This window comes from Pseudomonas azotoformans (assembly GCF_900103345.1).
Taxonomy (GTDB): domain Bacteria; phylum Pseudomonadota; class Gammaproteobacteria; order Pseudomonadales; family Pseudomonadaceae; genus Aquipseudomonas; species Aquipseudomonas azotoformans.
This window is the reverse complement of record NZ_LT629702.1, coordinates 4,586,598-4,599,647: the sequence shown is the minus strand read 5'-3', so window position 1 is coordinate 4,599,647 and position 13,050 is coordinate 4,586,598. Positions and strand designations below refer to the sequence as shown.

The window sequence follows — 13,050 nt, the reverse complement described above, 5'->3', positions numbered from 1 at the left end:
TTCAAAAACCTGCAAAGGAGATCAAGTTGCTGCCGGTCGGGTTGCGTGCCGATGGTGCCAGGATTCCATCATAGCCGTTGGCCTTGGCCCAATTGCCGATCTGATGGGTCTCGGTGTACTTCGAGCCGGTGATGCTTTTAAGGCTGACCCCTAGCTGTTTGCGCACATCGGCGCGGGTCAGATCCAGGACATTATTGAGCTGCACTTTCTTGCTGACCAACACCCGTTTGGACAGGTCGACCTTCCAGTGCGTGACCTCGCCCAGTGCGGTCTTCCGTGAGTTCGCGCCATACACGCCGCCGACGCCTTTGGTGGTGTAGCGGTGGGTGGACTCCACATTCCACTTGTGTGCCTGCCAAGTGGTCCCGATGCGCCCCGGCTCCTCGAACCGATACACGGTGCGGCTGACCTTGCGCCCCTTGGGTGGGCTGGAGCATTTCATCAGGCCCAGCGGGTCAATCCAGCTCAGCGGGTTGGGCGCATATTGGTAGAGATTCAGGCCGCCGGCCAGACCGATGGGGTCGGGTGTGGTGAAGCGCCCGATATCCGGGTCATAAAAGCGCAAAGTGTTGTAGTGCAGGCCCGTTTCCCGGTCCAGATACTGGCCCTGGAAGCGCAGGTTCTGTTCTTCGATGAAGTAGGGTTCTCGGCTTTCCTCGACGGTATTGCCCCAGACTTCATAGCGCGCTTGCCACACCGTATGGCCGTCGCTCTCGGTGAGGCGTTCGGGCAATCCGTTGAGGTCGTTGTGGTAGTAGCGGATTTTTTGCAGGTGACCCGTGCCATCGACACGGGCCAGTGGTTCGTAGCCCTCGTCGGCATAGATATAGAGGCTGGTCTGCTGATTGCAGTGCTCCTGCACGAGTTGCAACGCGTCCCAAGTGAAACGTGTCTGGCTGCGCTGAACACCGTTGCGGTCGTAGGTGGTCTTGGCGGTGCGCCGGCCCAGCGGGTCATAGGTCATGACGACCCGGGAACCGTCATCGTTGTGCACCTGTGCCAGCCGTTGCTCCGCGTCGTAGCTGAAGCGCTGTGTGCCGTGCCGAAGGCTGCGCTTTTCAACCATTCGGCCAAAACCGTCATAGCGGTAATGTTTGTCCTGGTAGGTCAGCAATCGGTTGTGGGCGACCTGTCCTGAACCGTCCAGCAGGTTGGCCGCCGGGTCGTATCGGAAGGCTTCCCGCTGGCCCAAGAGGTTGTCCTGGCTAGCCAGAATGCGGCCGGTGGCGTCGTAATGCAGCAATTGGCGGTGTGCCGCGCCGGGCTGGCTGTCGTAGCGTTCGACCAGTTGGTCGCTGTCGTCATAGCCCAGGCGTGTCTGTGCCGGCGGATGTAACAGTGAATGGTCCGGTTGGCGGCGCTGGCGGGCGCGCAGACGTCCACTGCGGTCATATTCGCAACGCGTGCTGATGCGGCCCTGGGTGCGCAGCACTTCGCGGTGCAGACGGTCGCGCTCGAAGTCACTGATGACCTGCCCATCCAGGTTGACCTGATGCAAGTGCCCGCTACCGTAGCGCAGGCGGTTGAGCCAGCGGCCGTCGGGAAGTCGGGTCTGGGCCAGGTTGCCCAATTCGTCGTAGAGATGCTCCAGGCAACCGGCGGCGCTTTGCTCAAGGGTCAGCTGGCCGAGGGCGTCATAACCGAAGCCCAGGGTTTGCTGCTCGCCGTCGTGGCCTGTAAAGGTGATGGCTGTGACTTGGTCGAGCTGATCGTAGCGGTACGTCGTGCAGCCATCCACGGTGCGCTTGGCGATCAGCCGGCCTGCTGCATCCCGCTCCAGATCATGGATGATGGCGGGCTCGGTGTCGGACGATGCGAGGGTTTCTACCTGTGTGACATTGTCCAGCGGGTCGTACGTGTACCGTTTCCGGCAGCCGTCCAGGCGCTGCTCGAGGGTCAGGCGGTCACCGTCGTCCCAGTCGAATCGGTAGCACTCGCCATTTTCGTTGGTCAGGCTGTGCAGGCGGCCATAGGCGTCATGGCTCAACTCCACACGGCGGCCATGGGCGTCGATACGGTGGCGCAACTGGCCGTTCGACGCATGCTCGAAGCGCGTGGTGTGGCCGGCCGGGTCGCTGTAGCCGATCAACTGGCCGCTGACGTCACGCTGATAGTGTTCGTTGCGCCCATCGGGCAACTGCTTGCTGATCAGGCGGCCCTGGTCGTCATACTTGAAGGTGGTGCGTTCCCCGAGCGCGTCGGTACTGGCCAGCAGCAAGCCTCGCTTGCAGTAGCTCAAACGGGTGGTCAGGCCCGTACAGTCGGTGTGCTCGGTCAATTGACCCAGTGGGGACCAGCGCAACGTCTTGCGCTTGCCGCTGGCGTCGATGATCTCGCTGACTTGGCCGTGTCCGTCATAGTGATAGACCGTGCGGTTGCCCAGCGGGTCGGTTTCGCGAATGCAGTTGCCCCGCGAGTCGTAATGGTACTGCCAGGTATTGCCCGCGGCATCGGTCTCCGCCAGTGGCAGCGCCCAGTGCTCCAGCCACAAGGTCGATTCACTGCGCCCCAGGGGGTCGAGGGTCTCTGTCAGGTTGCCGGCATCGTCGTAGCTGAACTGATAATGCCCACCGAGAGGGTCGGTTGCGCCCAGTAGTTGGCTTTCATCATTCCACCGGAAGGCCCAGGTTCGCCCCAGGGCATCGGTGGACGCAATGATCTGGTGTCGCTCATCCCAGTGTCGAATGCTGACGCGCGACAGCCCGTCGGTGATACGGGTGATGCCGGTGTCCAGCGCATAGTCGAATGTGTAGGTGTCCCCGGCCTCCGTCCAATGCCGCACAACACGCCATTCACGGTCATCAACCCTGGCCCACTGATAGAAGCAACGCAGGCCGCTGGGCAATAGATGCTCGACCATGCGCTGCCCGGCATCATAGGCAAAACGGCGCTTCACGTGCCCGTCGGACTGGCGTACAGCGGCCAGGTCGCCACGGACGTCGTAGGCGTAATGCATCAGTACTTCACGGTGGTGGTCGGGATACAGCCGTTCGATCCGGCTGACGCGCCGGGGCCAAGTGCTGTCGTAGGTCAGCTCGACCCTGACCAGGTCAAAGGTGTCACGCAGGCCCAGCAGGCGACCATCGTCGGCATAGTCGAGGTGGATTCGGTTGTCGTTGCGATCTCCCAGTTGGCTCAGGCGTAGCAATGATGCGTCCTGTGGCGCCGGATCGAATAGCCGGTACAAGCCGTCTGCGCTTTCGATCAGCCACTGGCCGTTCAAGTGACGCTTGACACTGAGGCCTTCGCCAGCGCTGAACACGGCACCGCCCAAAGGGATCGAACCCATGTCGATACGTCGACCCTGCTCGTCGATGTACAACGCGTAGTCGCCCCCTTCAGTGTGAGGCAGCAGCTGCACGCTGACTTCATAGGGCACACTCCAGCCGGCACCAAACAAGCCATCGCGGCGTTCATCTCGGCTGTTGTAGAAACGCTGCCAGTCGATGGACATGATTCCGGGCAAGGCGAAATCCAGCTCCTCGGGACCGCCCAGCACCTTGGCCCCCGTGCTCGCGTGCACCGGGTTGGAAGAGCCCATAGCGGCGTTGGCCAATGCGCCCATGGCCTGACTGACCACAAACGAATTGACGCCTGCCAGCAGCATGCAGGGAAGGTTGCTGAGGAACTTGCCTTTACCCCCCTTGAGCATCATCAGTGCGGTGACGGCCAGGCCAACCCCCGGCGTCTTGCCACTGCGGATCTCGCGCACCACGACGGAGCCGCCGCCGATAGTCACATTGGGCGAAATCAGCCCCGACGACACCACAGTGGCATCGCAGGTGCTGCGGTCACCGCTGCGTACCGCCGGTTGACCGTTGACCGTGACCTTTTCCGAGCCTTCGGCCAGAAACTGCGGCGGCATCGGCGGATGTTTTGTGCAGGTCACCACGTCAAGCGGTTTAGGGACTGCACCTGGCGCTGGCGTGGCGACGGTGGGGCGCCACATTTGCGCAAAGAATCCTTTGGCCATGTCCAGGTAGCCGGGCTCTTCGCTGTGTTCCGGTGCTGGCGGCGTTTCGGTTTCGGTGCCCGCAGGTGCGACGTGGGAGGGCACGACGCCGGCCGCGCGCGCAGCGGGCAAGGCGTTGATCAGTGTGTCGGTGGACCCGCTGAGGATCGTGGCCATGACCGAGGGAGGGAACAGCGCGTTGCCGATTCCTTCGCACATGGCGCTCAACCCCTTGTCGGCCCCGGTCTTGCTCATGGCGATGCCGACGATGACGCCGACGACCGCCCCCAGCACGCAGGCCCCCAGCCCACCGGTCGCGACGGTAATGCCGGTAGCCGCCACCACCGCAGCGGTCGCCAATGCAGTAATCGCCACGTTGGCCGCCACTTCCAGCACACCGCCGAGGATGTCGGCCATGACAGAGGTGTGGGACAGCCCATCGCCCAGGCGCGCTGCCCAGAGCAGTGCGTCAGACATGCAAAGGCCGCTTCACTGGGGGACGTCGAACACGAGCGAGCCCTTGATCGTCGACCAATGCGCCGCCTCGGCATCCCCGAGCTTGTCCGCCTTCACATAACTCAAGGCGAGCATCTTGCGCGTCCCCGGCAACACCAGCGCCAGCTGATACTGGAACACCTTGTCATTGCCCTTGTTGAACTGGCTGCGCAGCTCGATGCCTTCGACCTCTTGCGCGGCGCCGAGGCGCACATCAACACCCGGTTGATAACGCAGGTCCTGCACCTGTTTTTCCAGGCGCTGGAGCTGGTCATTGAAGTTACTGTGCAGGGTTTCACCCTCGGCGAGCAGGCTGCGGCTGACGATCAGGGACGTGCCCAATTCAGGGAACTTGAGGATATTGACCGTCGCGTCCTGCAACTCGCTGGCGGGCAGTTGAAACTGGAATTCGTTGATGCGATACGTCATGAAAACAGGTCTCGTCAGGAGCTTTTAGGCGCGGGGAACGCGGCTTTGATGTTGGCGTCGATGGCGGCTTTCTGGCCCTGGCCATCGGGCGTGGCGCCGGGGCCGCCGCCGTTGTTCAGGTGCAGCACGCCGCCAGTGTTGAACTCGGCGTCGCCGCTGGCATAGAAGCTGATCTGCACGCCGGTGAGGTTGATCTGCCCGCTGGCGTTCAACTCCAGGATGCTTTCACCGCAGACCAGGCGCAGGTTTTCGCCCACTTCGATGACGTAGCTCTGGCTGATGCTGTCGGTCTTGCGCTGGCCCACCGAGAGGATGTCTTCCTGCTTGACGATGCGCAGGCGGTTGTTGCCGATGGTCACCGTCTCGTTGTGGCCGATGCTCTTGTTGCGGTCATGCCCCACCGAGTGGCTCTCATCCACCTCGACCACGATGTCTTGGTTGCGCTCGGCATGGATATACAACTGCTCCAACCCCTTCTTGTCCTCCATGCGGATTTCATTGAAGTTGGCCGGCGTGCCGCCCTTGCTCGAACGGCTTTTCATGCCGCTCTGGGTCGCATTTTCCGGCAGGTCGTAGGGCACGGTCTGCTCGGCGTTGTACACCCGCCCGGTGATGATCGGCCGGTCGGGATCACCTTCCAAAAAGCTCACAATCACTTCCTGGCCGATCCGGGGAATCTGCATCGAGCCCCAGTTCTTGCCGGCCCAGGATTGCGACACGCGAATCCAGCACGAGCTGTTCTCGTTGGATTGGTCGTGACGGTCCCAGTAGAAGTGCACCTTGACGCGGCCGTACTGGTCGGTCCAGATTTCCTCGCCCTTGGGGCCAACCACCAGCGCGGTCTGCGGGCCTTTGACGATAGGACGGTGAGTGATGGCGAGCGGGCGGAAGCTCTGTTGGGCGTCAATGCAGGTCAGGCTGCTTTCGAACTGTGCCGAGCCCGAACCGCCGCCGCTCTCCAGGCTTTCCTGGACGATGTAGTAGCGGCAGCCGATGATCAGGTATTCGCGGTTCTGGTCCTGGCGACTGAAGCCGGTGAGGCTGAACAAATGCCCCGAACCCAAACCCCGTGCATTACCGCTGAACTCGATCTGTTCATGCAGGGTTTGCAAGGCTTCGATGCGGGTTCGGGCATAGTGTTCGCCGTCCTCGCTTTGCACGTAGGTGCCGGGGTAATCGTACAGCGGGTAGTCGCCGGCGGTGTGCGGGCGTGGCATGGCCGAGCGCACATCGATGCTGGCGCTGGGGCGCTGGAAGTCGTAGTCGTTGAGCTCCAGCGAACCGGGCTGCACCTCCTGCGCCAGGTGCCAGTTGTGCATGTGGTCGCGTTCGCGCTGCTGCTCGTCCTTGGGGTAGTACGGGATCGACGCGTAGCCTGGCACCGTGGTGTGGGCGCCGTAGGCATCGGCCAGCACCAGCACATGGCGGTCTTGCTCGTGGCGGAAGAAGTAGTAGATGCCTTCCTGTTCCATCAAGCGGCTGACGAAATCGAAGCTGGTCTCGCGATACTGCACGCAGTATTCCCACTCGCGGTACGGCCGGCTCAGGGCGTCTTCGAAATCGGAAAAACCCAGGTCGCGGAACACCTGCTTGATGATCTGCGGGATGCTCAGGTTCTGGAAAATCCGGCAATCGGAGGTGCGGCTGAGCAGCCACAGCCACGGGCGCAGCGTCACCTGGTAACTGGCGAACTGGCCCTGGTCGATGTTCTGGCTGCACCGCGCGACGATGCCGTGGAAGTGCCGTTCACCGCCGTCCGCCAGTTGCAGGCCCACGCTCATGGGCTTGCCGAGCAACTGGTTGAGGTCGATGTTGGCGTCCAGGGACGTCAGTTGCAGCTCGTAACTGAACAGCCTGCCCAGCTCTTCGCCGCCGCCCATTTCATTGAGCAGCAGCACATCCGGCCCGAGGGGGCTGGTGATCTTGGCCAGGCGTGAGGCTTGGTTGAATAGCATCGGTTAACCCGTAAATGACTTGATAACTGAAGAAACCGAATCAAGTGTGGGAGGGGGCTTGCCCCCGATAGCGGTGTATCAGGTTAGAAATTTCTGGCTGACCCGACGCCATCGGGGGCAAGCCCCCTCCCACAGTTTTAATCACATTTCGACAGGTCAATCGCTGAAGTCGTAGTGCAATTCATTATCCCGACTGCTGATCCGTACCCCCGCCAACGCCTTGCCTTCCAGCATGCGCGTGAGGAATTCACGGCTCATGTCCGGCAGCAGGCTGTTGGTGAGGATGGTGTCGATCATGCGCCCGCCGCTTTCGGTTTCGGTGCAGCGCGAGACGATCAGGTCGACCACTGCGTCGTCGTAGTCGAAGGCCACTTTGTGGGTGCTCTCCACGCGCTTCTTGATGCGGTTGAGCTGCAGGCGGGTGATCGCCTTGAGCATCTCGTCGCTCAGCGGGTAGTACGGAATGGTCACCAGGCGGCCGAGCAGGGCCGGCGGGAAGATCTCCAGCAGCGGCTGGCGCAGGGCCTTGGCGATGTCTTCCGGCGCCGGCACGTTCGCCGGGTCTTTGCACACCTGGGAAATCAGCTCGGTGCCGGCGTTGGTGGTCAGCAGGATCAGGGTGTTCTTGAAGTCGATCACCCGGCCTTCGCCGTCTTCCATCACACCCTTGTCGAACACCTGGAAGAAGATCTCGTGCACGTCCGGGTGGGCTTTTTCCACCTCGTCCAGCAGCACCACGCTGTAGGGCTTGCGCCGCACCGCTTCGGTGAGCACGCCGCCTTCGCCGTAGCCGATGTAACCCGGTGGCGCGCCCTTGAGGGTCGACACCGTGTGGGCTTCCTGGAATTCGCTCATGTTGATGGTGATGACATTCTGTTCGCCGCCGTACATGGCCTCGGCCAGGGCCAGGGCGGTTTCGGTCTTGCCCACGCCCGAAGTGCCGGCGAGCATGAACACGCCGATCGGCTTGCTCGGGTTGTCGAGGCCGGCGCGGGAGGTCTGGATGCGCTTGGCGATCATCTGCAGGGCGTGGTCCTGGCCGATGATGCGTTTCTTCAGGTGCTGGTCGAGGTTGAGCACCGTCTCCAGTTCATTGCGCGCCATGCGACCCACCGGAATGCCGGTCCAGTCGGCGACCACCGAGGCTACGGCCTGGTAATCCACGGTGGGCAGGATCAGCGGGGTTTCGCCTTGCAGTTCGGTGAGGCGCTGTTGCAGGTCGACCAATTGGGCGCGTAGTTCATCGTTGCCACTGTCCACCACGCCGGCTTTTTCACGCAATGTTGCACGGGTGGCGAGCAGTTCATCCACCAGCGCTTTCTCTTCGGCCCAGCGGCTTTCCAAGGTCGCCAGACGCTCACGCTCAGCGCTCAACAGCGCCTCTGTATTGGTCTGGCGTGCACCAATCGCAATGCCAATGGCATGCTCACGGGCGATGATCTGCAACTCAGTTTCCAACGCCTCGATACGACGACGGCTGTCGTCCACTTCGGCCGGCACCGCGTGCAGGCTGATAGCAACGCGAGCACAGGCGGTGTCGAGCAGGCTCACCGACTTATCCGGCAACTGGCGCGCCGGGATGTAGCGGTGGGACAGCTTCACCGACGCTTCCAGGGCTTCATCGAGGATCTGCACCTGGTGGTGCTTTTCCATGGTCGAGGCCACGCCGCGCATCATCAGCAGCGCCTTGTCTTCCGACGGCTCGGCGACTTGCACCACCTGGAAGCGACGGGTCAGGGCCGGGTCTTTCTCGATGTGCTTCTTGTACTCGGCCCAGGTGGTGGCGGCCACGGTGCGCAAGGTGCCACGGGCCAGGGCCGGCTTGAGCAGGTTGGCGGCATCACCTGTTCCGGCAGCGCCACCGGCACCCACCAACGTGTGGGCTTCATCGATAAACAGGATGATCGGCTTGGGCGAGGCCTGGACGTCTTCGATAACCTGGCGCAGACGCTGTTCGAACTCGCCTTTCATGCTGGCGCCGGCTTGCAGCAGGCCCACATCGAGGCTGCGCAGTTCCACGTCTTTCAAGGCTGGCGGTACGTCGCCGGCGACAATGCGCAGGGCGAAGCCTTCGACCACAGCGGTCTTGCCCACGCCGGCTTCACCGGTGAGGATCGGGTTGTTCTGACGGCGACGCATAAGGATGTCGACCAGTTGGCGGATCTCTTCATCTCGGCCAACAATCGGATCGAGCTTGCCGCTGCGCGCCTGTTCGGTCAGGTCGACAGTGAAGCGCTTGAGCGCTTCCTGCTTGCCCATCGCACTCGGCGCCATCGCGCCGCTGGCTTCGCCCGGCACGGCGCCGGCGTTGAAACCGTCGCTGGCGCTGAGCGCGTTTTCCGGCGAGTCGCCCACGTATTCATCAAAGCGTTCGCTCAGGGCCTCGGCCTTGATCTTGTCGAATTCGGCGGACAAACCCAGCAGCGCGTGACGCAGGCTCGGCGTCTTGAGAATGCCCAGCACCAGGTAACCGGTGCGCACCTGGCTTTCGCCGAACATCAGGCTGCCGTAGACCCAGCCGCGCTCGACGGCTTCTTCCACATGGGACGACAGGTCGGTGATCGACGTCGAGCCACGCGGCAGGCGGTCCAGCGCTTCGGTAAGGTCACGGGCCAGGCGTGCCGGCTCGACGTTGAACTGGCGGATGATGCGGTGCAGGTCCGAGTCCTGCAGTTGCAGCAACTGGTGAAACCAGTGGGCCAGTTCCACATACGGGTTGCCCCGCAGTTTGCAGAACACGGTGGCGGCTTCGATGGCCTTGTAGGCCACGCTGTTGAGTTTGCCGAACAGTGCGGCGCGACTGATTTCACCCATGCTCTGGATTCCTTGAGGTGGTGGCGTGGTCGGCGTAGTGCCGGGCCAGGATTAGGTCGTTGGCGTCATGCTCGGGTTTACCGAGCCAGGTGTTGAAGCCCAGGCGGAACTGGCCGTTGAGTTGCAGCGCCGGGACTTCGGGTTGTTGCAAAACCAGGTTCAGGTCCCAGTCCAGTTCATGGCCCAGGTACTCGGCCACCCACGCCACCAGTTCGTTGAATGGCTGGTGGCCGGGCAGCATGCCCATGTAGTCATCCAGCGTGAGCGGGCCCAGGCGGATACGGAATTTGTGCTGGCGGTCCCACACGAAGCTGCCCAGGCAAAAGTCCACGCCCAGGCGGTTGGCGCTCACACTCACGCGGCTGCGTTCGGGCAGTTCCAACCATTGGCCTACGTACTCTTCGATCTCTACCGGCAGGCCGAAATACTCGCTGAGAATCGCCTTCAGGCCGTCCGGGTAGCGGGTTTGCGCCGACAGGTGGCCGCTGTAGTGCAGCTTGGCGGTATCCGGGATCAGCCCCTGATTCAGCAGGCTCGGCATGCCCCGGCCGCTCAGCGCGGCGAGGCGTGCCGACCAGTAGTCATCGTCCGGGCGGTCGTGGCTGACGGTCGGCCGCGCCTCGGCCCAGGCCCGGTAAAACAGGCTGAGCAGGCGATGGTGGAACACATCCAGGAACTGCTTGCTGGTGCTGTCGGCGTTGTTGCGCTGACGCTCGCGCACGTACTCGGTGATGTGCAGTGGCAGCGGGCCGTTGGGGCCGCCAAGACCGAAGAAGAACTGCTCCAGGCGCGCCGGCTTGCCGTCGCCGCCGGGGTCGACCGAGGCCAGCGTGGCCGGGGCGAAGGTGCAATCGGCCTGTTGCCCCAGGCGCAGCGGGTCATCCGCCAGGCGCAGGGAATGGCCCAGGCGCGGCAGCTCCGGCGATTCGCACTCGATACGCCGCAGCGCCTGGAAGAAATCGTATTCCCAGGGCTCCTGGTGCATCGCATCCAGGGTACTCACAGGGTCGGACGACGTCCGGGCTTGGCTTTCCATCGCATGATCTCGCCGCGTTCGGTGGTACGGATCACCGTCTCGGTAAAACTGTTGATCGACACGTAGCGTGCCAGGAAGCGTTCCAACACCGCACCGAGCAGGAACACACCGGTGCCGCGAAACGCGTTTTCATCGAATTCCAGGGTGATCTCCAGGCCCCGGCCGAACACGATCGGGCCGGGCATCGGCAGGCGTCGGGTCACGGCTTTGCTGCTGACCTCGCGCAGGCCTTCGATCTGCAATTGCAGCGCGGCGTCGTTGCTGTCGCCGTACAGGCGCAGCAGTTCGCGCAAGGCGCCGGCGCCCTCGCCCTGTTCGCTCAGGGACAAATAGTTGAGCGAGAGCTGGCTGATCAGGCGCCAGGCCTTGGCGTCATGCGCGTGGCTGGGGCGCGGGCGGCTCGGGCCTGCCACGCAGCGCACCGACAATACCGGCGCGCTGTCGGCCAGGGTGAAGTCGGTCTTGCCGTTGCCCACGCTCATGAACAACGGCAGATCGCGGTTGGTGCACAGCGCGGTCACGCCGAGCTGGCGCAGGTCGTGGCGGTACGGCGACTGCCGACTGTCCACCAGGCTGACGAAGGTTTCGCTGCCCACATAGGTGGAGCGCGGGCCGTTGCGACGTTGGTCGCTGGACAGCACACGCGGCTCGCGGCGAACGGTGTAATACGCCTGGTCACGGCCATAACGCGACGGATCGCGCACCGCGTAGAACGGCAAAAACGGCTGCTCCGGCCCGGTGCCGTGGCCGGTGATGCCGCTCAAGGAATGAATCTCGAAATCCATCGGCCGTGTGCGGTCGGCGATCACATGGTGTTCGTTGACGCGGTCGGACAGATGGATACGGTCCACGCGCTTGGGAAACAGGTTGATCGCCGGGGTACAGAACGGCAGGAACTGCGCTGCGCCGACGCTACCTTCCAGGCTCGGTTCGTGGCGGTCGAACAGCACAATCAGTTCCAGCTCCTGGCCGTCACAACGCTTGACCGCACGGCTCAGCTCGGCGAATTCGACGAACAGGAAGCGGTGGGGCAGGGCGAAGTATTCCTGTAGCAGGCGATAGCCTTGGAACGCCCGCGCCACCACCGGCATGGCCGCGTCGGCGTCATCGAAACCACGGGAGCGCAACGCGTCCTGCGGCAGGCGCTCGACCCAATCGCCACCCGGCTTGCGCGCAAACACCGCGCAGGCGTTGCCCAGCAGTTGCTCGTAGAGGCGGAACGGTTGCTCGTCGGCGCCACTGAGGTACAGCGGCAGGTTATCCAGGTCGAGGCTGTTGAACGGCAGCTCGGCACCCGTGCGCAGGGTCAGACGCAGGCCGGCCTTGGCTTTCGGCTCGCTGGCGGCGAGACGGCCCAACACAGCGGCGGGGTTGCCGAAGTATTCGGCGTTGCTCACCTGCAACGGCCACAACGTCACCGGGTGTGCAGTGCGGTACTCGCAGCAGGTCTGGGTTTCGCGGCCCAATGCGGCACGCAGGACGGTGTCGCGGGGCAGCGGGAAACCACTGGCCAGCGAGCCTTCGTCCGGGTCGGTGTGCAATTGCACCACGGTCATCGACGGCGTCGGTGCCAGGTAGTGCGGGTAGGCGATTTCCAGCAGGTTATGGGTGAAGGTCGGGTACTCGGCGTCGAGCTTGAGCTGCACGCGGGCCGTGAGGTAGGCAAAACCTTCGAGCAGGCGTTCGACGTACGGGTCGGCGCAGTCCATGCCGGACAGGGTCAGCCGACTGGCGATCTTCGGGTATTCCTTGGCGAATTCCGCGGCGCTTTCGCGCACGTGGTGCAGTTCCTGGTTGTACAGCTCCAGCAGGCGCGGGTTCATGGGCGCCTCCGCTGGTCGGCATTCACCACGCGTACATGGCCGGATTCCAGGTCGAGGTCGGTTTGCAGCAACAGGCGCAACGGCACCGGCTGTGCCCACAGGTCGCCTTCGATCTCGAAACTCAGGGCGTTGTGATTCATCTCGCCATGGCCGACACGGGCTTTGACGCGCAGAGTGTGACGCAGGATGCGCGGCTCAAAGGTGGCGATGGCCTGGTAGATCAGGGCTTCCAGGGCCTTGATATCGACGCTGGAAACACTGTTGCCCGCCAGCGCCGGCAGGCCGTAATTGACCACCGAGGTGCCGGCTGGAGTGTGCAGTGTGGCATCGGCATCGAGCAACGACGTGGTGTTGAGCAGCCACGCCAGGTCACGCAGCACCGAGGCTTTCAATTGGGTCAGGGACAGCACGCGTTTGTCGGCGCTTTCCTTCGGGTTGGTTGGATCGTCATCGGTCAGCCGGTCCAACAGGGACGGTTGCAGACGGTCGCGGGAAGCGATTTCAGTGATCACCAAAGCAGCTCCACGGACGGGTTGCGAGAGGGAC

7 protein-coding genes are annotated in these 13,050 nt (G+C 63.2%); all 7 read right to left on the bottom strand.

Annotated features, from left to right (window positions below; genetic code table 11):
- Position 1: 1 nt before the first annotated feature.
- The 7 genes from BLR69_RS20970 to tssE all read right to left on the bottom strand — a co-directional run bounded on the left by BLR69_RS20970 (position 2) and on the right by tssE (position 13,016).
- Complete coding sequence (locus tag BLR69_RS20970; protein ID WP_071494642.1) at positions 2 to 4,429, bottom strand: RHS repeat-associated core domain-containing protein; 4,428 nt, start codon at positions 4,427 to 4,429, stop codon at positions 2 to 4.
- 12 nt (positions 4,430 to 4,441) lie between these two features.
- Positions 4,442 to 4,876 (bottom strand): DcrB-related protein, encoded by a 435-nt coding sequence (locus BLR69_RS20965; RefSeq protein WP_071494641.1) that lies wholly within the window; start codon positions 4,874 to 4,876, stop codon positions 4,442 to 4,444.
- Between the two features lie 14 nt (positions 4,877 to 4,890).
- Complete coding sequence (locus BLR69_RS20960; RefSeq protein WP_071494640.1) at positions 4,891 to 6,831, bottom strand: type VI secretion system Vgr family protein; 1,941 nt, start codon at positions 6,829 to 6,831, stop codon at positions 4,891 to 4,893.
- A gap of 156 nt (positions 6,832 to 6,987) precedes the next feature.
- Positions 6,988 to 9,645 carry a type VI secretion system ATPase TssH gene (gene tssH / locus BLR69_RS20955; RefSeq protein ID WP_071494639.1) on the bottom strand — a complete coding sequence of 886 codons (2,658 nt, stop codon included), beginning with the start codon at positions 9,643 to 9,645 and terminating at the stop codon, positions 6,988 to 6,990.
- Positions 9,638 to 10,681 carry a type VI secretion system baseplate subunit TssG gene (gene tssG, locus BLR69_RS20950; RefSeq protein ID WP_058424270.1) on the bottom strand — a complete coding sequence of 348 codons (1,044 nt, stop codon included), beginning with the start codon at positions 10,679 to 10,681 and terminating at the stop codon, positions 9,638 to 9,640. The genes tssH and tssG overlap by 8 nt, the downstream gene beginning before the upstream one ends.
- Complete coding sequence (gene tssF / locus BLR69_RS20945; protein ID WP_071494638.1) at positions 10,645 to 12,504, bottom strand: type VI secretion system baseplate subunit TssF; 1,860 nt, start codon at positions 12,502 to 12,504, stop codon at positions 10,645 to 10,647. The genes tssG and tssF overlap by 37 nt, the downstream gene beginning before the upstream one ends.
- A complete protein-coding gene (gene tssE, locus BLR69_RS20940; RefSeq protein WP_058424463.1) occupies positions 12,501 to 13,016 on the bottom strand; it encodes a type VI secretion system baseplate subunit TssE in 516 nt (171 codons plus the stop codon). Before tssE ends, tssF begins: the two co-directional genes overlap by 4 nt.
- Between the last annotated feature and the right edge of the window lie 34 nt (positions 13,017 to 13,050).

What these genes read in the sequence shown, in the direction of transcription:
- tssF (WP_071494638.1), bottom strand. Translation starts at nt 12,504, where the DNA reads ATGAACCCGCGCCTGCTGGAGCTGTACAACCAGGAACTGCACCACGTG.
- tssH (WP_071494639.1), bottom strand. Translation starts at nt 9,645, where the DNA reads ATGGGTGAAATCAGTCGCGCCGCACTGTTCGGCAAACTCAACAGCGTG.
- BLR69_RS20965 (WP_071494641.1), bottom strand. Translation starts at nt 4,876, where the DNA reads ATGACGTATCGCATCAACGAATTCCAGTTTCAACTGCCCGCCAGCGAG.
- tssG (WP_058424270.1), bottom strand. Translation starts at nt 10,681, where the DNA reads ATGGAAAGCCAAGCCCGGACGTCGTCCGACCCTGTGAGTACCCTGGAT.
- BLR69_RS20970 (WP_071494642.1), bottom strand. Translation starts at nt 4,429, where the DNA reads ATGTCTGACGCACTGCTCTGGGCAGCGCGCCTGGGCGATGGGCTGTCC.
- BLR69_RS20960 (WP_071494640.1), bottom strand. Translation starts at nt 6,831, where the DNA reads ATGCTATTCAACCAAGCCTCACGCCTGGCCAAGATCACCAGCCCCCTC.